At 44.0% G+C, this 23,714-nt stretch carries 20 protein-coding genes; 12 read left to right on the plus strand and 8 right to left on the minus strand.

Going from position 1 to position 23,714, the window contains the following annotated elements; genetic code table 11:
- The first annotated feature begins 593 nt into the window (after positions 1-593).
- From AB9H30_RS16875 to AB9H30_RS16885, 3 genes are read left to right on the plus strand one after another with little or no spacing between them, the layout of a single operon-like run.
- On the plus strand, positions 594-863 hold the full coding sequence (locus AB9H30_RS16875) for a hypothetical protein (protein ID WP_371195971.1): 270 nt from the start codon (positions 594-596) through the stop codon (positions 861-863).
- A gap of 47 nt (positions 864-910) precedes the next feature.
- Entirely contained in the window at positions 911-1,381 is a 471-nt protein-coding gene (locus tag AB9H30_RS16880; protein WP_371195899.1) for a low molecular weight protein-tyrosine-phosphatase, read from the plus strand.
- A gap of 1 nt (position 1,382) precedes the next feature.
- Complete coding sequence (locus tag AB9H30_RS16885; RefSeq protein WP_371195900.1) at positions 1,383-2,360, plus strand: FecCD family ABC transporter permease; 978 nt, start codon at positions 1,383-1,385, stop codon at positions 2,358-2,360.
- Between the two features lie 102 nt (positions 2,361-2,462).
- Here AB9H30_RS16885 and AB9H30_RS16890 read toward each other — a convergent pair whose 3' ends face one another.
- The 4 genes from AB9H30_RS16890 to glpK form a co-directional block, all read right to left on the minus strand.
- Positions 2,463-2,798 (minus strand): hypothetical protein, encoded by a 336-nt coding sequence (locus AB9H30_RS16890; protein WP_371195901.1) that lies wholly within the window; start codon positions 2,796-2,798, stop codon positions 2,463-2,465.
- Between the two features lie 56 nt (positions 2,799-2,854).
- Positions 2,855-3,007, minus strand: a complete 153-nt coding sequence (locus AB9H30_RS16895) for a hypothetical protein (RefSeq protein ID WP_371195902.1) — start codon at positions 3,005-3,007, stop codon at positions 2,855-2,857.
- 10 nt (positions 3,008-3,017) lie between these two features.
- The gene (locus AB9H30_RS16900) at positions 3,018-3,173 is read right to left on the minus strand and encodes a class IIb bacteriocin, lactobin A/cerein 7B family (RefSeq protein WP_371195903.1); all 156 of its coding nucleotides are present in this window, start codon (positions 3,171-3,173) and stop codon (positions 3,018-3,020) included.
- Between the two features lie 478 nt (positions 3,174-3,651).
- On the minus strand, positions 3,652-5,142 hold the full coding sequence (gene glpK / locus AB9H30_RS16905) for a glycerol kinase GlpK (protein ID WP_371195904.1): 1,491 nt from the start codon (positions 5,140-5,142) through the stop codon (positions 3,652-3,654).
- 232 nt (positions 5,143-5,374) lie between these two features.
- Between glpK and AB9H30_RS16910 the strand changes: the two genes are divergently transcribed.
- The 4 genes from AB9H30_RS16910 (at position 5,375) to AB9H30_RS16925 (ending at position 10,641) form a co-directional block, all read left to right on the plus strand.
- Positions 5,375-6,112 carry an ABC transporter ATP-binding protein gene (locus AB9H30_RS16910; protein WP_371195905.1) on the plus strand — a complete coding sequence of 246 codons (738 nt, stop codon included), beginning with the start codon at positions 5,375-5,377 and terminating at the stop codon, positions 6,110-6,112.
- Between the two features lie 132 nt (positions 6,113-6,244).
- Positions 6,245-7,594 carry a class II 3-deoxy-7-phosphoheptulonate synthase gene (locus AB9H30_RS16915; RefSeq protein ID WP_371195906.1) on the plus strand — a complete coding sequence of 450 codons (1,350 nt, stop codon included), beginning with the start codon at positions 6,245-6,247 and terminating at the stop codon, positions 7,592-7,594.
- A gap of 465 nt (positions 7,595-8,059) precedes the next feature.
- Positions 8,060-9,883 (plus strand): hypothetical protein, encoded by a 1,824-nt coding sequence (locus AB9H30_RS16920; protein WP_371195907.1) that lies wholly within the window; start codon positions 8,060-8,062, stop codon positions 9,881-9,883.
- Positions 9,883-10,641, plus strand: a complete 759-nt coding sequence (locus AB9H30_RS16925; protein ID WP_371195908.1) for a hypothetical protein — start codon at positions 9,883-9,885, stop codon at positions 10,639-10,641. The genes AB9H30_RS16920 and AB9H30_RS16925 overlap by 1 nt, the downstream gene beginning before the upstream one ends.
- Positions 10,642-10,664: 23 nt before the next feature.
- Here the strand turns inward: AB9H30_RS16925 and AB9H30_RS16930 are convergent, their stop codons facing one another.
- The 3 genes from AB9H30_RS16930 to AB9H30_RS16940 form a co-directional block, all read right to left on the minus strand.
- On the minus strand, positions 10,665-12,455 hold the full coding sequence (locus tag AB9H30_RS16930; protein WP_371195909.1) for an ABC transporter ATP-binding protein/permease: 1,791 nt from the start codon (positions 12,453-12,455) through the stop codon (positions 10,665-10,667).
- On the minus strand, positions 12,455-12,772 hold the full coding sequence (locus AB9H30_RS16935) for an EthD family reductase (protein ID WP_371195910.1): 318 nt from the start codon (positions 12,770-12,772) through the stop codon (positions 12,455-12,457). Before AB9H30_RS16935 ends, AB9H30_RS16930 begins: the two co-directional genes overlap by 1 nt.
- Positions 12,773-13,014: 242 nt before the next feature.
- Positions 13,015-13,548 (minus strand): DsrE family protein, encoded by a 534-nt coding sequence (locus AB9H30_RS16940; RefSeq protein ID WP_371195911.1) that lies wholly within the window; start codon positions 13,546-13,548, stop codon positions 13,015-13,017.
- A 218-nt stretch (positions 13,549-13,766) separates the two neighbouring features.
- On the opposite strand from AB9H30_RS16940, the gene AB9H30_RS16945 reads away from it, so the two are divergent.
- The 5 genes from AB9H30_RS16945 (at position 13,767) to AB9H30_RS16965 (ending at position 22,962) form a co-directional block, all read left to right on the plus strand.
- Positions 13,767-13,967 (plus strand): hypothetical protein, encoded by a 201-nt coding sequence (locus tag AB9H30_RS16945; RefSeq protein ID WP_371195912.1) that lies wholly within the window; start codon positions 13,767-13,769, stop codon positions 13,965-13,967.
- A 94-nt stretch (positions 13,968-14,061) separates the two neighbouring features.
- Positions 14,062-14,355, plus strand: coding sequence for a hypothetical protein (locus AB9H30_RS16950; RefSeq protein WP_371195913.1), 294 nt, complete (start codon positions 14,062-14,064; stop codon positions 14,353-14,355).
- Between the two features lie 331 nt (positions 14,356-14,686).
- Positions 14,687-18,484 carry a PAS domain-containing protein gene (locus AB9H30_RS16955; RefSeq protein WP_371195914.1) on the plus strand — a complete coding sequence of 1,266 codons (3,798 nt, stop codon included), beginning with the start codon at positions 14,687-14,689 and terminating at the stop codon, positions 18,482-18,484.
- Between the two features lie 117 nt (positions 18,485-18,601).
- On the plus strand, positions 18,602-21,106 hold the full coding sequence (gene hrpB, locus AB9H30_RS16960) for an ATP-dependent helicase HrpB (RefSeq protein WP_371195915.1): 2,505 nt from the start codon (positions 18,602-18,604) through the stop codon (positions 21,104-21,106).
- Positions 21,107-21,225: 119 nt separating this feature from the next.
- The gene (locus AB9H30_RS16965; RefSeq protein WP_371195916.1) at positions 21,226-22,962 is read left to right on the plus strand and encodes an outer membrane protein assembly factor; all 1,737 of its coding nucleotides are present in this window, start codon (positions 21,226-21,228) and stop codon (positions 22,960-22,962) included.
- Here the strand turns inward: AB9H30_RS16965 and AB9H30_RS16970 are convergent.
- Positions 22,945-23,658, minus strand: coding sequence for a hypothetical protein (locus tag AB9H30_RS16970; RefSeq protein ID WP_371195917.1), 714 nt, complete (start codon positions 23,656-23,658; stop codon positions 22,945-22,947). The two genes, AB9H30_RS16965 and AB9H30_RS16970, sit on opposite strands and share 18 nt — an antisense overlap.
- Positions 23,659-23,714 lie beyond the last annotated feature (56 nt).

The raw sequence follows: 23,714 nt of genomic DNA on the forward strand, positions 1-23,714 counted from the left end.
TCGTCTATTGAAACCGTAGTTCTCATATACCACCTCATTAAAATTGATGTTTTACTGTATCACTTTTGATGAGGCCTTTACAACTAACCGCTTAAATTGCTTCAACGGCTGCAAAGCCCTCGAGAGGGGAAAGTCACGATGCAAAAATTTAAATGGCCGCTTTCAATTTTAGGTTAGTATTATCAGACGCTGATATGTCGGCTCATGGCACTTTTCGACCATTTGAGTAAAGATTCTTAAAGCTTCATTGCCCGTGGAAAATAATAAACTATATTAAGAAATATCAAACTCTACTATGGCCGGACAAATCGGAAAGCTTAACCTACCTCGATAAAAATACACACTTCTAGATGGCAAAGTCTATATTTATAGATCACCAGTATATTCGCATCATTACAGGTCTTTTTATGCCATCGGCTTTGCTTATGACATCGTTTAATGATGTATATCAACAAGCGTATTTACAAATGAGCTTATGCTGTAAGCATCAAGCAATGCATGTAATTAATGCGCATATGCATCCGTATGCCAAAAGCGTTGTTGGCATGTCCAACATCGCTCTCCTAGGAGTGAATGAAATGAAAAGTAAAGAAATGTCAGATGCTACCATTATCAGAACTCTCAAAATTGTCATGCTCTGCGGTATCGCTTTGATATTACTTGGCATCTATTCGCATATGTTTAATGAGACTATCGAGCATATGGGAGTAACAGGAATTGTAATTAGTGCCTGTTTGGTGGCGGTGGGCATGATCATGTCATTGCCGACTAAAATGTTTTTAACGTTTTTGCTGGTAAAACGTGAACAAGAACACGATGCAGCGGAGCAGGCAATTAAACACAATAAATCGGATGCAACCTAGCGGTCGATCGCATATAATTTCGGCAAAGAACAGTACTAGGACGTAATGTGGATAGTAATAATAGACCTTCGATTTTGTTTGTTTGCTTAGGTAATATTTGCCGCTCCCCCACCGCAGAGGGCGTGTTTAGACACAAGGCTCTTCAGAGCGGTATAGAACTTACCATAGATTCAGCCGGAACCAGCGGCTATCGCGATGGCACTCCTCCGGATAAGCGTTCTCAAGGGGTTGCCAGTTCTAGAGGTTATGATCTTTCTACCCTCAAATGCCGCAAAATTGGCGACCAAGACTACGAGCAATTTGATTTGATTGTAGCTATGGATCATGACAACGTCAGGGCCTTAAAGCGTAAATGTCCTGAAGAACATCAGCATAAAATAAGTCTGTTTTTATCTCACTGCGACAGTGAATTTGACGAAGTCCCAGATCCTTACTACGCAGGTTTAAAAGGTTTTGAGCTGGTGCTGGATCTTATTGAAGAAGCATCAGAAGGTCTTCTGCTTAAAATGGCGCGCTAACTTGCGCCAAAACATCAGGCTTATTGCTTATTATTGTTTAGCCTTACTCACTCTTAGTGCTGTTTATTTAATACCGCCGGCTTTCTCATTCACTCCCTTAGAATCCCATATATTAATGCAGTTGAAGCTGCCCGTGTTAGTCACCGCAATTATGGTTGGAACCTCCATTGCCGGGGCTTCAGCCTGTTTGCAGGTGCTCTTACGAAACCCCTTGGCCGACCCAGGGATCATTGGGATTAGCAGCGGTGCATCTTTGCTGGCCGCAACATTTATTTTGCTGTCGGGAACCTCTGCGGGGGCCGTATTGGGCATTAACGCCTTATCATCAAGCGCATATGCTTTACCCATATTGTGCTTTATCGGCGCTTTTGCCAGTAGTCTGTTAATTTTTATGTTGGCGAAGTGGATGGGCGGGGCGGTAAGCTCTGTGATCTTAGCCGGGATAGCCATTTCGACGCTTTGTAGTGCACTTATTGCTTGGATGTTTTTAGTTGCGGGTCCTAATCAATTACAAAGCCTCACCTTTTGGCTAATGGGCAGTTTAAACAACACAACTTGGCAAAGTTTAACTTTCAGTATGCCAATAGTCATTGTTAGCCTGCTTGTCTTATTTACCCGTTTAAAGCCTCTTAACCAGCTGTATTTAGGAGAACAATGCGCCACTCTTGCAGGGGTGAATACAAAAAGGTTTCAAACTCAAGCACTGCTGTTAGTCTCACTGTTGGTTGGGGTCAGCGTTTCTGTGGCGGGCTCGATTGCGTTTTTAGGCCTATTGGTTCCGCATTTTGTTAGGCGTTTGCACGGCAATAATAATCAGCTAGTTGTGCCCATTGCAGCTATTTTAGGCGCTATAGTAATGGTCGTTTGTGCCATTGTGAATGCGCAGTTTAGCAAGATCAGCCTGCCTATTTCGATGCTTACTGCGAGCATAGGAGCGCCGTTGTTTATTTACGTAATGGTAAAAGGGCGCTCAGCATAAGTACTCATTTATATAATTGCGTTTGAGTGCCGGCTATTTTTAAGTGTGCAATCTAGCTTAATCAATACAGCGGTCAAAATTGAAATCTGGATGGTGGCGCATTTAATCTGAATGCTCACTCAATTTATTATGTGGCGATAAAAAGTGATGGGGGAGCGTTATGCAAATAAACATAACAATAATCACCACCAGATACGCCATTGAAAACCCTACTTCAAAGGCTAACGCAAGCGCAATTATGCCTAAAAGACTAAAAAGCACCTTATTACTTTTTGCTATTTTGCGCCAAGCAACTAAGGCAAAATAAATACTCAAACATCCAAATGCGAGGCTGGTAACTGGACCCTCAAAGTGAAAAAAAAGCACTAATGAAAACATCATTAGAAACAGCGCGCACAAGCTTAAGATAAGTACATCGTAATTAACGTTATTTCGCATTTTTTTGCTCCAATAAAAAAGGATGCGATTGATCCTAAAGATCAACCGCGTTTATGTTATCTTAGTCGCCAAAATGCGGCTAGTGAACCTGCCACTACACCAATGCTAAAGCCATATCCAAGTGCTTTACCAACGGTAACGGCTCCGGCTACTAACGGTATAACACCGCCTGAAACATGTTCAATTTCATTCATTCCTATTTCTTTCATTTCGGCATCCTTATCTCATCTTAAATAAACTGTGCATAGTTGCATATCCAGTGATAGCACCTACAGTAAAACCGATGGCAAATGCGTCGGTCGCTAAAACACCAATTACTATAGGGAGTACACCGCCGTTAACATCACTAGCTTCATTCATACTTATTTCTTGCATAATATTCTCCATAATATTAATTTTTTCAAAAATATTTTTTAACTATTGTGTCTATTTGTGACACAAGCCTAATTTACCATCGCATAGTTTTTTGTATGCTGTATCTAAGCATAGTTTGTAAGATTTTTAAATTTTCATAAAATTATCCAATCATTGCTATGAGCTTTTTCTTTCTCCTTGAATGTGCAGCGAATATGAGTCGAGCATGCCTCTAATATAAGGAGTAATCAAAGCTTTAGTACTGAAATCTAGACAATGAGAAGCAAGGGGAGGGAGACCACGTTATCGACATTTAAAAAAATTGGCTGAGACAGGTCATTGAATGCCCTCATTAATACCAATAAAGTCGCGGCGTTCATCCCTAGTGCTTTTTTGATACTCTGTGCGATGATTATAAACTGGGTTGATAGAATTACGCTAAAAAGTTGATTCCAGATAGGTTCTGAAATGCCCAAACATTAATATGTTTGGGTGTTTTTTAGTTCGAAAAGGCAAGGGTAGCATCTACTGCTTTTTGCCATTTGACTAATAGGTTCTGGCGAATATCTTGATTGATGTTGGGTGTAAATTGCTTTTCGACATGCTTGTGCGAGGCAATATCCGCTAAGTCTTTGTATAAACCTATATGTAAACCTGCCAAGTAGGCCGCACCAAGAGCGGTCGATTCCATGATGCTAGGCCGCTGAATATTAACGTCTAAAATGTCTGCTAGAAATTGACACAACCAATCGTTAGCTACCATGCCGCCGTCTACCCATACATTTGTTGATGACATGCCATCGTTGCGCATAGCGCTGAGTAAGTCGTGCGTTTGATAGCATACAGCTTCTAGACCTGCCCGAGCAAAGTGAGCCGAGGTGGTATCGCGGGTCATGCCAAATATAGTGGCTCGAGCATTTGGGGCCCAATGCGGCGCGCCTAAACCAGCAAAGCCCGGCACCATAAATACCCCGTGATCATAAGACAAGGTTTCAGCCAACGCTTTGGTTTGTTTTGCATGCTCTATCACGCGTATACCATCTCTTAGCCACTGAATGTTTGCGCCAGCGGTAAAGATCGCGCCTTCAAGGGCATAGGTAGTTTCGTTATTGAGTTGATAGCCAATGGTAGTTAGTAGTTTATGATCAGAGTGAACGGCTTTGGTTCCGGTATTTAACAGCGCAAAACAGCCGGTGCCGTAGGTCGACTTAAGCTCTCCAGCGGCAAAACAACATTGGCCAAAAAGCGCGGCCTGTTGGTCTCCTGCAATGCCAGTGATGGGAATCTCAGCGCCGAGTAAATCGGCTGAGCACACACCAAAATTGTCTGCGCAGTTTTTAACCTCAGGAAGCATTTGCATCGGCACTTTAAACAGTGCTAACAATTCTGGATCCCAACTGCCCGTATGGATGTTGTATAGGTTAGTGCGTGAGGCATTGGTGGCATCAGTTACATGAGACTTGCCCTGAGTTAGTCGCCAGACTAAAAATGAGTCTACTGTACCAAAGGCCAGTTCACCTTTTTCAGCTCGTTGACGCGCACCGGGCACTGCATCTAATATCCAACTGATTTTTGTGGCTGAAAAATAGGGATCCAGCAAAAGACCTGTTTTGCTGCGCACCATCTCAAGCTGGTCTTTTAAGCCCTCGCAGACTGAAGCTGTGCGTCGATCTTGCCACACGATGGCATTATAAATCGCTTTGCCAGTGGTTTTATCCCACACCAAGGTGGTTTCACGCTGATTTGTAATACCAATACAGGCAACACTGACGCCTTTTTCAGCGGCCATCTGAATAGCTTGTTGGCTTACCGATAAAGTCGTGCTCCAGATTTCTTCTGGATCGTGCTCAACCCAGCCATTGTTTGGGTAGTATTGAGTAAACTCTTGCTGTGCACTGGCGATGTTGGTGCCGTCTTTCAAAAAAACGATAGCGCGACTTGAGGTAGTGCCTTGGTCGATTGATAAGATGCCGATATCTGTCTTTTGCATAAATAGTGTTCTTATTTTTTTAGATGCCTATGCTCAAATAATGACATATATTCAGTGACGGGTTCAAACTTCTTACAAACTCATTGCTTTCATACGCAAAACATTCAGTCATCGTGGCGTTATTTTGTATTTTACGCTTAGTTTTCAGCATCACATTGTTTGCGCCCATCTGCTTGAATGGTATATTTCTAACATTATCTGCACCAGTACGATTTACCGATGGAAATACCTTTTGCTGAGATTTGAATCAGTTTGTTTGGGCAAGCGCTTAATTGATGTCAACCTACACATCGAATGCGGACAATGGTGGGCTCTGCTTGGGTCAAATGGTGCCGGGAAAAGTAGCTTACTCACTCTTGCTGCAGCCTTGGAAAATCCAGATGCGGGCTCAATAAAACTGGCAGATAGTTTGCTGTCTGAGGTTAGTTTAGCTCAATTAGCTGCTCGTAGGTGCTTAGTTACGCAGTCGTATCGAACCGAATTCAGCATTAGCGTACAAGAAATGCTGAGTTTTTTTACGCAAATAAATGGCATTCCAGCGCTCGTTGAAGAACATCTAGAAATATCAAGTCTACTAGATTCGTCATTCGATATTCTTTCTGGCGGCGAAAAGCAGCGTGTTCATCTTGCTCGAAATCTGATGCAAGTGTGGCCATCTATCAAGAACGGCGAGGCCTTAGTATTGCTCGATGAGCCCTTGCAGCAAATGGACGTTAGACATCAAATGCATGCGCTTGCTCTGATAAAAGCGCTGCAGCAGCTCGGCAACACCGTTGTGATGAGCCATCATGACATCAATCAAGCTATGCAGCATTGTTCTCATGCCTGCTTAATTCAGGCGGGTAAAGTAGTGCAAGCGGGAGCGCGCGAGCAAGTAGTGACCCTTGAAAATATGCAAAGCCTTTACGGACAGCGCTTTAAAATGGTGCAAGATCAAGCCACAAAAATGCAATATATTATGCCCGATTAGGCACATCATCAAAAAACAATTATGTTATTATTGCGCGTTGCTAAGTTTCTGAATTAGCATTCATTCAATTCGGCCAAGTATGTGGATATTCCCAAACACTTGGCTAACAACTAAGGTGAGTAAGGAAAACAAGTGAGTCAATGGACAATAGATAGCTGGCGCAAAAAGCCAATACTGCAACAACCAACCTACAATGATCAAAGTGCACTTAAGGATGCTGAGGCAAAGATAGCCAGCTATCCACCCTTAGTGTTTGCTGCCGAAACGCGCCAACTTTTTAAACAGCTAGGCGATGTATGCGAAGGCAATGGTTTTTTGCTGCAGGGCGGCGATTGTGCTGAGTCTTTTGATGAGTTTAACGCACCTAAAATACGCGATACTTTCAAGGTAATATTACAAATGGCAGTGGTGTTGACCTTTGCAGGTCAAACTCCAGTCACCAAGGTTGCCAGAATGGCTGGCCAGTATGCAAAACCGCGCTCCGGTGACTTTGAAACCATCAACGGCGTCAGCTTACCTTCATATCGTGGCGATATTATCAATAGCTTTGAGTTTACCTCTGAAGCCAGAGAGCCTAATCCAACGCGCATGCTTGATGCTTATCATCGCAGTGCAGCCACATTAAACCTGTTAAGAGCATTCGCGCAGGGCGGTTTGGCCGATTTACACCAAGTAAACCGCTGGAACATGGCGTTTTTAGAAAGCAACCCACTCAAAGACCGCTATCAAGACTTAGCCACTCGTATCCAAGATACTCTGGGCTTTATGGACGTAATTGGTTTAAACAGCGCGAACACCGCAGCGCTGCATGAGACGGCGCTCTACACCTCGCACGAAGCACTGCTGCTGAACTATGAGCAGTCTTTAACTCGTATCGACACCTTGACCGACCTGCCATATAACTGTTCTGCACACATGCTCTGGATAGGCGAGCGCACCCGTCAGCTCGACCATGCACACGTCGAGTTTTTTAAAGGTATTCACAATCCTATTGGTGTAAAAGTAGGGCCAAGTATGCAAGAAGATGAGCTTATTGAGCTGATTGACGCGCTTAATCCAGATAACCAATCAGGGCGTTTAACCTTGATTACGCGCATGGGTGCCGATAACTTGGCTGAAAACCTACCGCGCTTGCTACGCAGAGTGAAACAAGAAGGCCGTAAAGTAGTGTGGAGTTCAGATCCGATGCACGGCAATACGTTTAAAGCATCTAGCGGATTTAAAACGCGTAATTTTGATGCCATTTTAAAAGAAATTAAGCAGTTTTTTGATGTACATGCAGCCGAAGGGACACATGCTGGTGGTATTCACTTAGAAATGACCGGACAGCACGTGACCGAATGCACCGGTGGGGCATATCAAATTAGTGATGATGACTTAGCACAAGCCTATAAAACTCAGTGCGACCCTCGATTAAATGCCGATCAAGTGTTAGAGATGGCATTTTTAGTTGCTGACCATTTAAAGCAAACTAAAAGCTAGCGGTATCTGTAAATTTTAGCTTTATAAATTGTTTCAAAAGGCGACTGAAATCAGTCGCCTTTTTTTGTTTCAGCTTCCTGCGAAAGATAAAAACCCGCAATAATTGCATTGACTCAGCTTACATCAGCATTGTATGGTCGTTGGGTAATGAATAAAAAGTGATATTCCAGTTCGATGAAGTTATGCATCCGCGTTAGATGTGTATTCGAGTAAGTTGCAATAAAAAGGACATTTTATGCAGTGGCTTGAATCAAGACTACCCTTCGGCGCTATTATCAATGGTGCGCCGCGCTTCAAAGGTAATACCAATCTTTTCTTGCTCAGCCCACTCGCTTCAAAATTGCATCTTGTTCTATGCGATTCACCTTTCGTTTATTGCACACAAACGTGTTGTGCTAATTTCGCCGATGGTTTGCGTTTGCGCGCCTCATATTGGCGGTCAAGTAATAAGGGAGCAATATCATCGTGTCTGTAGAACTCACCATTTTTGCCATTAATTCACTTATTCGCTTAGGGCAGACGGGCAAAAATGCCTTTGAAGAATCTGCTCGCAGCGATGACGTTCTGTTTCCAAAGCTGAAACAAATCCAGTTAAATATTCCCGCGCAAATCGACAATTTTTTCAATAAAGATATAAACATTGGATACGTTGTGGGTGACAACGCGCCCTATTCTAAGTATTGGCTGAGCACCGATGATGGAATATCTCGCCCTAAAAAGGATAAAGCCTCCCTTGATGCATTGATGATAGCAGCTACTATGCTTGAGGCTGAGCGCGGCACCACGTTTATGGCCAGTACCGCGGGGCCAGCGGCAAGTTTAGTTAAAACTTGGAGTAACGGTAATGAGCCACTAAGTGCAATTGCAAAAATAGCTATTGCTGGCTCAGATATCGCCTTGGAGTATGTTGGTAACAATACTGGCATCATTGGCGGTGGTAACGGCGCAAAACTTATTTCAGCTTATGCAAAGACCCTGTCCGATAAGCTACCAAACGATGGCAATTTGGGGCCAAAAGATACGATTCGAGAACAACTTACCGGTGTGTTTTTACGAGCAGGCTTTGAAACTATCTCAAAACATGCCGATTGGATTGCTGATGAAGAACATATAGTTGCCCTTATCGAATCAACAATTGCGCCCTTGAGTGAAGCATTTCCAATGAGCAGTGACATTGATGTCATTGAATTTGATATGCTACAAAAGGTACTGATGGAAGAAGCGGCTAGCGCCTTGTTAAATACAATGGCTGAGCATCAAAGTGCATTCTTAGGCAAAGCGTTTGCGACTGACAAAGCGCTGGGCGCCGTTACTAAAGCTTTATTCATAAACGCAAAAAATATCGGCATTACGCAACAGTTTACTAAGCAAGGCTTATTGAGTCTTTACAAAGTCAGCTTGGATCTTGTTGCTGGGCAACCCGCCTTATTTTTTGAAAATGACGGCAGTGCCAAAAGCCAACTTATCGAAGGTTTGTTTACCGACATGGCTAGCTTACTTAGTGAGGCTGAATACCCATTTGATCAGCAGTTAGGGGTTGATTTGGCGAAAATGTCTATGTCGGCCTTAAGCAAAAATATTGCAAAATTTGCAGACAATGACTCAGCCTGGGAGCAAACCGCCGTCGCTCTGATGCGCAATATGATAGATAGCCTTATTCCAGCGGTTGGCAAGGAAGGTGCTTTAAAGTCAGTCTTTGCAGAGGCGCAGTTGCTAGCGTACGGTGAGATTATCTTTACCCACATAGGCAAGTCTCCCTCTATGATTGTGCGCAATGGTGAGCGAAAGTATTCAGGCCTAATTGTTGCAATCAGTCATGCCATGCTGGCGGATAAAAAATTGCTATTAAGCGCAGATAATTGGTTAAAAATCGCCAAAGTCGCTGCCAAAGAGGCTGCCACAAACCCTATGCGCTTGTTTGATTTAGACCCTCAGAACCCAAACGATGTGCTGGCAGGTCAACTTATCACAATGATGATTGAGTCTGCAGCCGATTTTGAGGCATCTCAGGGTTTTAAATCGGTCTTATTTGGAGAGGTGTTGAGCGAAGCGATTACTATATTAATAAGCGCTACGTCTGGTAAAGTTACCGTTGCCAAACAAAAACTGTCGACAATCAGAGCGTTGATGGCGCAGCTCAATGAATTTATGCAAAACAGGCACAATGAATTTGGTAGCAAGGAGTTTTTGACGATTTATCGTATTTTACTCATGCGGCTGATGTCAGATATCGACGTTCCGCCCTTAACTGAAGCCTTCGTACTTGAATTATTAACGGGACAAGAATAATGAAACACCATAGTAAACGCTTATTGCTGCTTATCGTTTTAATTTCGCTTGGTGGCTGCAATGCCTTAAAAATTAGTGAAGCAAACCAAGCGCTATCCAATCATTACTTTGCAAAAGAGCAAGCTCAACAAGCTGCAGGCTCTATGGCTAGCGTAGCCTTGCTCGATAATATTAATGTTGCCTTAAAAGATCTTGCTAATGAAACTTTTGCTAGGGGCAATGAAGAAGACAATCCAAAGAATAAAATCGCTTTCTATCGCATAGCGGCGACGGCTGCTTGGCAGTCTGGTTTGGAAATGACTACCGATTATGCAAAGCCCGGTCAAGATTTATGCAGGGTGCCAGAAAATCGCGTCGGTATGGAGGTTAACTGCAGCTTTTTAGCCTTTATTCCAATTTTTTCAGCTCTCGATAGCAGCAGCGAAAAAGTCACAAAGTTGAATGTTGAACAGGCTGCATTAAGTAGCTCTGATGATGCAAAAAGGCAAGATTTATTGGCACAGGCGCAGGCATTATTTGGCGAATTTAAATTAGCTGCAAGTTCCGCTTTGCTGGCAAGAAAAGACATTTCAAGCGAACAGTTAAGTAAGGGCTTTATCGCTAAACTGGATGAAAATCTTGTCAATATTGTGTGTAAACAACTTAGTGAAGTAATTTCCACGGTGTCGACTCTTGATGGCAATCCATCAACACTCAGATCATCTGAAAAAGACCTAAAAATGCAGCTTGGTGAAATTGACGGTCTAAGCTGCCAGTGAACACCCATTAAGTGTATTGGGTCTTAAGATATCGATTTTTTCTGCTGGGCCCGCCACAAGTTTGCATAATGACCATCGGTGCTGAGCAAACTTTCATGTGAGCCTGCTTCTACAATTTGTCCTTGATGCATCACTAAAATTTGGTCTGCATCGACAATGGTTGAGAGTCTATGAGCAATCATCAAGCTGGTATGGCCTTGGGCGAGTTCTTTAAGGGCGCTTAAAATACTCCGCTCAGATTGTGAATCAAGCGACGACGTTGCTTCATCAAAGACCATAATTGGCGGGCGTTTTAGAATCGCTCTGGCGATGGCAACGCGCTGCTTTTCTCCGCCCGATAACTTCAAGCCACGCTCACCTACTTGAGTGTCGGTACCGTCAGGTAACTTTTCAATAAACGCATCTAAATGAGCCAACTTAATCGCTGCTGCGATATCGTCTTCGTTTGCATCAGGCCTGCCATAACGAATATTTTCATACAGTGTATCGTTAAACAAAACGGTGTCTTGGGGCACTATGCCAATATGAGCTCTCAGTGAATCTTGTGTCACCCCTGCGATATTTTGGCCATCAATTAAAATGCTGCCCTTGTCTAAGTCATAAAATCTAAATAGCAGCTTTACAAGAGTCGACTTACCCGAGCCGCTTTCGCCTACAACCGCCACCTTACTGCCGGCGGCGATAGTAAAGCTGATGCCGTTTAAAATCTGGCGTTTTTCGTTATAGCCGAAGCATACGTTTTCAAACCGAACCTCGCCCTTTGGTACTTTAAGCGCTTCGCTAGTTTCAGTATCTTGAATTTGCGGCGCTCTGTCTAAAAGCATAAATAGGTTTTCGATGTTGGTAAGAGAGCCGCGAATTTCGCGATACACAAACCCTAAAAAGTTGAGCGGCATAAAGATTTGCATGGTAAACGCGTTTACTAGCACAAAATCACCGATGGTCATATTGCCTTGGGCCACTTCAAAAGCGGCTAGCGCAAGCATAGAGGTCATGGCAAAGGCAATAATAAAGGCTTGGCCACCGTTTAGTGCAAATAACGATAAACGATTTTTACGGCGAGCAATTTCCCACGCCTCAAGTCCAACATCGTAGCGCTCTGCCTCAAAGCGTTCGTTGTTGAAGTATTTAACGGTCTCAAAGTTTAACAGACTGTCGATGGCGCGCGTATTTGACTGGTTGTCTGCTTTGTTGAGCTCTTTTACAAACTTGGTGCGCCAATCGGTTGCGCGCATAGAAAAGAAAACGTATATAACGACCGATGACAAAATCACCGTTGCAAACGTAAACCCGTAGTTATACAACAAAATACCCACAACCATCGAAATTTCGAGCAGCGTAGGCCCAATATTGAATATCATAAAGCGCATTAAAAAGCTGATGCCGCTGGTGCCGCGCTCCATATCACGTGAAAGCCCGCCGGTTTGGCGCGACAAATGAAAGTCTAAATCGAGGCGATGTAAATGTTGAAATACAGTTAAGCCGAGGCGACGCATGGCCCTTTCGGTAACACGACCAAATAAGGTGTCACGGATCTCACCAAACAGTACGTTGGCTAGACGCAGTGCGCCGTATGCGATGATCAGTGCGATGATCACGCCCATGATCTGCTCTTTGGCGGTATCAAGGTTGAGATTGTCGACAATGTGCTTGAGGATAAAGGGCAGGGTAACACTGGCGATTTTAGCGGCAACTAAACAGCTCAGTGCGAGCCAAACTCGGCCTTTGAATTCTGCAAGGTATGGCCAAAGTTTATTTAAAATACGCCAGTTAAACTTGGTTTCTTCGTCAATAGGAAATTTAGTGGATCGCATTAGCTCTCAGTGCCGATAATCATTACCGGCGCACCGCCTGAAGAGATGCGGTTGGCGTCGGCCGCGACGATTTGCATTGGCGCACTTGATAGCGTTCCTTGTAGGACTTCTAAAGATGGAAATACAAAGCTAAACATTTGATAGTAAGGTCCTAAACCATCCGCTCCAGGCATCATTTTGGTTACCTTGTAGGGTTTCTGATCGCTTGGAATATCCATCTTGCTATGAAAAAGCGCTAAATGAGCTTGGTAATCCTGTTCAAATTTAACGGGATCGCTTGGCTGTGGATACAGCACCATAAGTGTTACTTGTGACATATTTACCTCTAGTTTTATTAGAATTTATGCCTGATTGGTTTTATCAGAGACCCAGACTTTGGCTTCAAACTGTGTGCTAAATGCCAATTTGTCATTTAGCTTAACACCGGCTGGCGTAGCACCTAAAAAGAAGCGCCGCAGGCATTGTTTTCACTTGGAGTAAGTGGCTCGGAATATGCTGACGCAGGTGCCATTATGTAATGTTGATAAATGGCTTACAAAGACGTGAGCATATGCATTAGTTAAAACGGGTTGACAGTATAGCCCTGTTGCTGCAACAAAGCATGAGCGGTCATTGCAGACAGCTCCACTATTACGCCCTCTACTAGCTGTTCAGGTCTTATTTCATATGCGCCAGCGGTTTGTCCGCAAAGTAAAACTTGTACCTGGTTTTTCATTAAAATATTAAGTAACTCAATGTTAGGATTGTCTTTGCTATGCACCTTTTGATAAGTCACATTATCAAGCAAGTCCATTGATGCACGTCCATGCACGATGAGGGCAAGTTCAATATTTTCTTTCGGCACGCCGGCAGCAACATGCATGTTTATAAAGCGAGCGAGGCTATCAAACTGACGATTGACTTCACCAGCTTCAGCGCCCTTTGCAACATCAAAGGCGATTTTGAACTTTGAAGATTCGCCAACGCTAGTGGAGGGTGCGGCAGTATGCTTGCCATATTCATTGATAAGCGGACCAGAAGCAAAATTAGGAAGATCTACAGCTGCCGCTTGGACAGAAAATAACAATAATGAAATAAAGATGATTCGGCGCATATGTAACCATGAGATAAAAAGACAGTTTAAAAATTAGCACAGTTTAGATGTGAATTGAACAAGGGATATTGACGACACTACTAAAAAACGCGTTTAGTTAAGCTGCAATAGCCGCACAGCAGGGAATACATTGCGCTTGATTCTTTGTTAGTAGAATAATTCAAAGTGTCATATGCTGGCCGTCTGTAGCAGGTTTTGTTTGAGTGGAAGTTAAGACAATGAATAAGCGAAATTTTTTAAAATATTCAGCAGCCGGTATCACTGTTGCCGTTTGTGGTGGACTGATCACTTGGGCGATCAAGAATTTATTTTGTCGCGGGCAACTGCCACATGCGTATGGAAAAATTGATAATTCAATTGATAACATCAAAGAAGCCTTTGCCTCGCTATTTACAAGTAAAAAATGCTACCGGCCATAGCTCAGTTGCAAGGTCGATATAATGTGTTTATGCTCCACCCCCTAACGAAACGATATTTGAATTTTACTCTGACCATTTTAGTATTGGAGACGACATGAAATACTTTTTCTTGATGAGTGGCGCGCTTTACGTAGCGGTCTATTTTTATGCTGCTTGGATTTACGATGGCTTTAGTATGCCAGTGGCGATTATCGTTTTCGTTATGGTGACCGGGTTTTGTTATTGGCAGTATAAGCGTTATCTTGAACAAGAGGCAAAGCATCATTCCCAGCCACAGGCAGCTAGCCCACAGCAAGTGTCGAGGCCTACTTTGTCTTTCTGGCGTTCACCACTTCCTTATATTGCAGTTGTGGCTGTTGTAGTGATTGTTATTGGTATGCGCCTGTAAACGATACTTGTTATGGGTGTTGCGCAGGTTTCGAGAGTTTAAGATATAGCTCAAACCTGCTACATCAGCATGTTTTATTTATAGCAAATCTATAATTTGCAGATAGTATTCAAAACTTACTCATGTGATTTCCTTCATTAGCTTGCCTAAACCCAGAAACCTGAAAAAGCGGCTTGTAAGTTTGGCAGACAAACTCACAAAATCTGTCAACAACACAACGGCTTAAGGTATATACTTTTATACCAAACACTGTATTTGACTGCCCAACCTTTGCTAACAAAGCGTATCCTTACAGAATCCTATAAGCCTATTGCGAATGAACTAAACCCGTATGCATATGCAAACTCTACTTAAACACTCATATGTTCACTTTTTAGCAATCTGCGTCTTACTTGCTAATAGCACCCATGCTTTTGCCTGGGGAGAGTATGTTAAACAGCAAAATGTGCAGCAAATAACGACAGGCTTGTATATTTTGCTGGGCGCAATTGCCTTACTGCTGTTAGCTGCGGTGTCGCTGTTTGTGATGTGTAGAGTAAACAAACACAAGCACATGCAAGATACTAAACATCAAGCACACATGCTTAACGTCTTGCCTGTAGGCTTTGTGCATGTGGATTTGTCGGGTAAAATTATTTATGCCAATACCGCTGGCGCGAGCTATTTAGGTCGAGCTTCCGAAAAACTAATCAACAGTCAGTTTGTTGCATGTTTTGACTCAACTAGCGCCGCTGAGGCGCAAAGCATTCTAACGGATAATAAGGCTAAGGTAAGAGCGCGGGCGACGGCCAGCAACTTGCATTTAGTTATCCAGTCAAGTGAGATATTTACGCATACCCAAACAGCCTATCGCGTAATCACGCTTATTAACAACAATACTCTCCAACGTGAGCTTGATGAGACCTCTAAAAAAGGGGCGTATCTGAACAGTCTGTTCACTGCTTGTGAGTATGGCTTAGTTAAATTGGATGTGAGCGAAGATACCTACACGCACGATTGCCTCTTTGACGACTTACTGCAGTTAGGTCAGATTGAAGAAGGGCAAGCCGTTTCAGGATCAGCCTCGGTATCTGACTTTGTAAAACTGATTCATAATCACGATATTGGAGAATGGACAAAAGCGATAAGTGCGGCCTCAGCGAAGGGTCTTGCAAAAGCTAGCTTTAGAATGCAACTTGCAGCATCTGCTGATAACGCGATATATGTGCCGGTGGAGATTTCAATTGTCGGCGACAAAGAAGCACTATCGGAACAAGCAACTGAGGATGAAGAGCAAAAATTCACTCGTTTTACGGTGCTGGTAAAAATAGCCTTGGCGGCTGAGAAACAAGCAACTAAAATCGATACCTTAAATCAGCAGCGCACCGCCATGGTAAACGCCATCCCCCATGCCGCGTATGCGATAGACAAGCAAGGTAACTTATTGTGGTCAAATACTCGGTTTAATGCCTTATTTAGTCGCTTATCGGCAAATGCTTCATGTAAAAACCTGTTTGAAGCGAGTCCGTTTCCTGCTGAGATCATGCAACTGCATAAGAACAGCTCGTTTTTGTCAAATCACACCGATGAAACGGAGTTTGATTATACTACTGTGCAGGGAGAAGCAATAAGCTTGAAGCTAGACTTAGGGTTTTATGCGACTACAGACCGTTTAAATCAGCAAAAAGAAATTGGTATCGTGGGCGTACTGCAAGATTTGAGTGAAATCAAAAAAATTCAAAACAAGCTCGCGCAAGAGCGTGAGCGTAACCTTGAAACTAATCGCGAGCTTATCGAAGAGCAAGAAACCTTGGTGCGAGTAGGGAGTGAACTGCAGCAAGAGAAAGAGCATTCATCGCATCTGAGCGCCTTACTTGAGCAAGAACAAACAAGCTTGGTGCAAACCAGTTTAGCGCTTGCTCAAGAACAAGAGCGGATGAGTAACTTTTTGAAGTTAGCGCCTGTTGCTATCGCCACAATCAATGCGGACGATGAAATCCTAAGTGCCAACAGAGTCATGCTTGAGCGCCTTCAATACACTGAAAAAGAGCTAAAAAAGGGCAATATTTATAAGCTATTCAGCGACCCGGCCGAGGCTGGCACTACTGCGAAACAGCTCAATAAAACCGGTAGGTTGAGAGACTTTCATGTAAAACTAAAAGGTAAAGACGGTAAAATTTACCCCGGTGAACTAACCGTGGATGTCATTAATCAAGAAAAGCAAGAGTATTTGTTTTGGTTAATTGACCGCTCTGACGAACAATTTCAGCGGGATAAATTCGAGTCTTTGTTGCAGCACAGTGATATGCCTATGGCCATATTAGAAGACAAAGGCTTTGGGAAACTGAATCAAGCTGCATGTACATTTTTTGCGGTGCACGATGAAGAGGATTTATTTGGACAAACGCCTTACTGTGCTGAGCTCAACCAAGACGAGGAAAGTGCACTAAGCTTAGCTCAGGTGGTTGATGATCTAAAAGTGAAACAAGCACCGACAACAATTGACTGGACTCATCGTGCTGGCGGGGATTTGCTGCCGTGCAAATTGACCTTCGTGCCAATCTATAAAGACCATGTGTTTGATTGTATTTTATGCATGTGGAGCGACCAAAGCGCTGCTCATAAAGCTGAGGTAGCCATTGCCGAAGCGATGGCTAAACGAGATGAAGCTCAACAGCAGCAAAAAGGCATCCAAGAACAATTAGTTCAGAGCCAAGAGCAGTTGACTGACAGCGCACAAATGCTCGCCAGCACCAAGCAAGCATTACAAGGCGTGCAAGAAGACTTAGAGTATACAAAATCTGAGTTTGCTCAGTTACAAAAGCAATATCATGAGCGCACACAAAGTCTTGAAACCCTTACACATACCTTAGACTTGTGTTCTGCTGAGCTTGCTGACACCGAACAACGCAGCGTTGCTTTGATTGCGGAATATGATGCTGCGACGCAGCACATCGAAACCTTGCAGGCGCAGCGTGATGAACTAGCACATGAATTGGCGCTTACTAAACAAGCATGCGATGCAGCCCAGCAAACGCTTGCTAGCAGAGACAGTGACGTAGATAAGGTGTCTGAATTACATCAACAACAAGCGCACAAACTAAATGAGTTACGAGAACAGTGCGACAGTATGCAAGAGGCACTGCGTGTAAAAGATGAAGCAATTAAGAGCATGACTTCAGAACTAAATGATTTGCATGCTCAGGCCTTAAATAGCCAAGAAAATTCGGCTTATTTAGAAAAGCAGCTGATTGAACAGCGGGAGCATCAACAGTCACTAGAGCAACAAAAGCAAGATCTTGAACAATGCTACAAAGCCGCTCATCAAGACATGCAGCAAAATGCTGAGCGTATGCGGCAGTTGCAAAGTGAGTTAGACCGAACGGATAAAACATCTAACCAAGAAGTCAGCGAAGCACAAATGCAACACTCCCAAATCAAGCTCGAACTTGATGCTGCGCAGAGTGATTTGGCCGCATCGCAGGCAGCACTGAATTTAGCGCATGCTGCGGCAGCGCAGCTTGAAGCTGAAAAGCTGGCATATTTACAAACGGCAGCGGAGCTTGAGCAAGAGCTTGGTGAACTAAAATCATACAGCGAGAAGAATGAGTCGCAATTAGCGCAATTTGCCGAGCAACAAAATATACATAAACAAGCAATTGACGACGAATTGGCTACTGTTCAGGAGCAGTATGTACGCGCACAAGAGTCATTAAAGGCTGCTCATCAAGAATTGGCAGAGCGAAGCTCTCAGGCGAATGCCGATGCAAAATTGATTCGGGAAGATATGGAAAGGCTTCCAATGCCCAACAACCCTAAGATCTGGTTTGATCTTGTCGCATACTTACAAAGTCAAACGCAGATAGAATCTATGCAGTCAGGTCTTAAACAACTGCTAGATGAAATTGAGGTGAATATTGACGATACCGAAGCAGCTCTGCAGCACGAGCAAGCCGACAGCATTAAGTCCAGTGTGGAAAAGTTAATCACGTTAGCCCAAAAAGTAAAATCAGACCCTTTGTTACATCTCATTCAAAGCATTGCCAATGACTGTAAAAACGGTATGCTCGACAATGTGTCCATTCGCTGGCCGGCTGCTAAAAGTGGCCTGCAAAGCACATTAAGAGTCGTGTATTCGCACCTACACTAGTCGAAAGCACGGGGCAAAGACCTGGCACTTTAAAAGTCGCTAGTTTCTCTGAAATATAGGAAAGGGTTTTGCTATTATAGTCTTTTGGCACCTTACACGTCGTGAGTTGAGAGCTTTTTGCTACCCGTTACCCAAATATTCCCTGCACTTAACGCAAATTTAGATGCAGGTAACGCTATTGTGGTTGCGCCTCCTGGGGCTGGCAAATCCACAGCATTGCCTTTGTATTTACTCAAAATGTCTCGTTTTGCCAATAGCAAAATCATTATGTTGCAGCCGCGCCGAGTGGCCGCTCGCAATATTGCATTGTACCTAGCTAAACAGTTAGGGGAGGAGGTAGGCCGCACAGTGGGCTATCGTGTTCGCGGCGAAAATAAAACAAGCGCGGCAACCCGACTCGAAATCGTGACCGAAGGTATTTTAACACGGATGCTGCAATCGTCTCCTGAATTACCCGGTGTTGGGCTTGTAATCTTTGACGAGTTTCATGAGCGTAGTGTGCATGCGGATTTCTCGTTAGCGTTATGCTTAGAAGTGCAGCAAGCCTTAAGAGACGATTTACCACTACTGGTAATGTCTGCCACGCTTGATATTGAAGCCCTGCAAAAAGTACTGCCTGATGTGCCTATATTAGAATCGACAGGAAGAGCCTTCCCTGTGGATATCCAACATATTGAAAAGGTGTCAAAGCTGCCTATCACCACGCAGATTAAAAACCTAGTGTTGAGTGTGTTTAGGCAGCATCAACACGACATTTTGGTATTTTTACCTGGCGCATTTGAAATAAAAAAAACTGCGGCAGAATTAGCGTCTGCTTTAGGCGAGGATGCCGCAATTCATATGTTATTTTCGGAGCTTAAAAAAGAGCAACAGCAAGACGCAATTTTACCCGACCCCCACGGCAAACGAAAAATTGTGCTCGCGACCAATATTGCCGAAACCAGTTTAACTATCGAAGGAATTGAAGTCGTGGTAGATAGCGGCATCGAAAAACGCGCTATCTTTGATGTGCGCCGTGGCATCACCCAGCTGACCACGCAAAAAATATCGCAGGCTTCCGCAACGCAAAGAGCCGGTAGAGCCGGCCGTTTGATGCCCGGAACCTGCTATCGATTATGGCCAAAGGAGCAGCATCACCGGCTTGCTCGCCAGTCGGCTCCAGAGATCCTGCAAACCGATCTTTCTGGTTTCGTTTTAGAGGCGTCGATTTGGGGAAGTGCAATCGAAGACCTGATCCTAATTGATTGCCCAACGCCAGCGCAAGTGCAACAGGCCCAAAATACATTACGGCTCGCTGGCCTGTTAGACAATGGCAATAAAGCCACGAAACTAGGCCGAGATGTGAATCGATTGGGCGGCAACGTTCACGTAGCTGCTATGTTGTTTGCAAGTGAAAAACTCGGGGTAGCGCAGCAAAGCTTAGCGTGTGCAATTGCGGCCTTGTTAGAGAGCAAAGATCCCCTACCCAACAGTGGGTCGGTAGAGCTTTATGAGCGCTTGATGTTGCTCAAAAACCAAAGTAAGCACAGTATTTGGCCCTTAGTTCGCCAATGGCACGCGAAGCTTGGCATTGAGCTGCAGCCTTGGCCCTTAGAGGACATCGGTTTATTGCTAGGACTAGGATTTGGACAGTGGATTGCTAAGCAAACCGCAAAAGGTCGATTTTTACTTGCAAACGGCAGTGGTGCTAGTCTAGGTAGCAGCCAGCATCACGCACAAAGCCACGATTCAAACCATGCGATATTGGCCTGTGATTGGGTAGTGGTTTGCAACATGCAAATTACCGATAAGCAAAGTGATAACGCGCTTATTCGCTATGCTCAAGGAATTACGTTAGAGACATTGCAAAAACATTTTCCTGATGCGTTTACTGAGCGTAAAGATGTTGTGTGGGACATGCAAAAACAAAAAATAAGTGCGAGCTTGAGTCGTCATTTTGGGAGCATTCAGGTTAGTAACACTCCACTTGGCTCACCTCCAAAAGACAGGGCTTTGTTAACATGGAAGGGCTTATTAGAAACTAAACTGGCAAAAGATGGTTTGGCGGCAATCCCTCTAGATTTCAGAAGTAAGCAGTTGATTGTGCGTGTTGAATTAGCCAGAGCGTTTCTCAATAAAAGTGCAAATAAAACCCCACTACCGGATCTCTCTGCAGCGGGCCTAAGGTCTTCTATCTACCACTGGCTCTTACCGTATTTGGAAGATAAAACAAGCTGGCAACAGCTAATAAACTTGCCGTTTTATCAATTGCTTAGCAATTTACTGAATTACCAACAGCTGTCATTGCTTGAGGAACTGCTCCCAGAAAATTGGCTGATCCCCACAGGCAGAAAAGCCGCTCTTGAATATTCAGAGCAGGGCACGGCAACTCTCTCAGTGAGAATGCAGGAAATGTATGGCTTACAAAAACATCCTGTGCTGTTAAACGGCAGCTTAGCAATTACCTGTGAGTTACTGTCGCCTGCACAACGGCCGCTGCAAACTACTCAGGATATTGTGGGCTTTTGGGCAGGGAGTTACGTGCCCATTCAAAAGGAAATGAAGGGGCGATACCCTAGGCATTTTTGGCCAGACGATCCTGCCCATGCTAAGGCTACCGCTGCCACGAAAAAGAAAATGTAATGTTTAGTCATGAATGCCTTAGCTGCAATTTGATGCGATGCTGCGCCTTTTGTGGATTTTGCATGTATTATTGCTCAACATATTGTATGAGGTGACAAAGCAAATCCATGGGTAGCCTGATGAAAACCGCATCACTTAATAATATGTTATTTATTTTGCTTTATACCTGCTTGGCATCGGCGTCACTAGCGACTGAGATACAAGATGGTGAAGAAACAGGAAACCCACTATCAAACAGTTCGCTCGCAAACTGTCAAAGTACGCACAACAGTGAAGCCATTTTCAAAATTGACAGTATCACTATTAATACGCAGCCTATTTTTGATGAAGACGCGCCTGACGCTATCACTTTGCATAAATGGGCCAACGCGCTGCATGTTATCACCAAGCCCTTTGTAATAGCCGAGCGCTTGCCCTTTGATGAAGGCGATGAGGTAACGCCGGCCGACATTGTGGAGGCCGAAGCGCTATTGCGTCGCGAGCGATACATAGCCAACGCAGACATTCGGGCTGAGTTCAATTGCGCGTCCTCGCGTGTGAATTTGCATGCCACAACCTATGATAATTGGTCATTTATCCCTAGTCTATCGTTTAGCCGAAGCGGCGGCGAAAACAGCACAATTGTTGGCGTAAGAGAAGACAACCTATTGGGCCTAGGTATTCGAAGTACTTTTCGTTATCGCCAGGATGAGCAACGCTCGGGCTATCAATTTGCTATGCGTTCGGCATTTCCTTGGGTACGCCATTCGAATGTTTCGCTGGCGCTTGCCGACAATGACGATGGAGAATTATACAGTTTCGCCTTTGATAAGCCCTTTTATCATTTGGGCAGCACCTATAGTATTTTGGCTTTTGTCCAGAGTAATAATCGGATTGAAGACATCTTTCAAAATGGCGACACGCGCAATAGCTTATCTGTTGATGAATTAAATTTGCGTGCTGCATATGGTATTCAAATTAACGCAAATAATGAACAAACTCAGCGTTTGATTATGGGTGTTGATCGCGAACGCATTGAGTTTGCTGCAGGGCTCGATAGCGTCACTCAGCAAGGCGAGTTTTTTGATAGATTGGCGATTATCAGTGCACTAGGCCTGAATGAAAATAGCTTGGCTTTTGTCCCGCAGTCGCGTGATTTTATCTATCCGTGGATAGGCTATGAATTTGTTCAGCGCGATATTCATGTGATGCAGGATATCTACTTTATTCGACAGCCAGAAGATATCAATTTAGGTTGGGAATTTTATGTGCAGGTGGGCGTTGAGCTTAATTCCGATGCGGCTGGAATAGGCACTCATACTCAGTTCCGCCTGCGAAAAGGAGCCTTCCTAGGTGAGGCACTGTTACTTGCCAGCGTAGACTTGCAAAGCATCTTAAACACCGACATAAAAAACTTCGCGCGCATCGATGGACAACTGGAATACTTCTACCGCGCATCTCCTTTACTGGGCTATTATGCGCGTTTGTCGGGCACGGCGTCTGAAAATCAGTTTCGCGATCGTCCGATTGTGATTGATGATGACAACGGCGTAAGAGGATATCCGCTGCAATATCAACATGGCGATAATCGCTTTTCTGCAAGCCTTGAAACGCGTTTTTACACAGGCTACAACTTCTATCAGTTATTTGAACTTGGCTTTGCTGCTTTTGCCGATGTGGGCAGAGCGAGTGGTGGAGAATTTTCCAGTTTAAACGAGGACGGTGACATCCTCGCCAGTGCCGGTTTTGGCGCAAGACTGTATTCAAATAAGGCCAGTAATCCCGGTGTGGTGCATCTCGATATTGCAATGCCTTTAGGTGACGGAGAAAGTGTGAATAGCTGGGAGTGGAGTATTCAGCTAAGACGCGGCTTTTGATAGCGTCAATGTGATTTTATAATCGGTTTTTTGCCACATTTTTCCCACTTGGTAAAACATTGCGACCATCAGTACAGAAAACCACCATTCGTAGGCGTTTTCCCAGTTATCCCATCCGTCGTCCCATAAAAAGCCAAGCAGTGCGCTTATGATGGCAGTGCTCACTAGCACCAAACAGATCCAAGTTAAGCGTTTTTGATAAATCGCTATGTTTAGTGATGAGGTATCCAATTTCTCAAGATGGCGAAGCAAAATCAAATGAGCAAAAGACGTGAAGGCAAAATAAAAGATAACACCAATTCTTCTGGCCAATGCGTATGGCTCACCCACCGCGCCAAGCGTTACGGTATATACAATTAACGCCAGCGCAGCAAACAAACCCATAGCAGTAATCAAACGTGGCTTGATTCGGCCATCGCTGATGCTTTGAAGCCAATGCTTAAGCATCAACCAATAAGCCGCCATAAATACCGCAGTTGGGATCAAAAGGCCCTTAAAAAAGAAAAATTCTGGATATTGACGTCCGGTGGCGCTAATAGAATGGCATTGTTGCCAATAGGGTATGCACAGGGCTAAGTTGTCAAAAAAAATAGAGATCGCCAAAGTTAAATGGACGGAGATAAATGGCAAAAAAACGCAAACTAACGCAATGATATAGGGTAGTTGTGTGCCTGATGTTTGTATTGTTTTAAGCATAGACAGACCTTAGGTTTTAATGACGTCTTTTAGGATATTTCAGACCGCATTTGCTT

Origin of the sequence: Glaciecola sp. SC05 (assembly GCF_041380235.1) — a bacterium.
Lineage (GTDB): Bacteria > Pseudomonadota > Gammaproteobacteria > Enterobacterales > Alteromonadaceae > Glaciecola.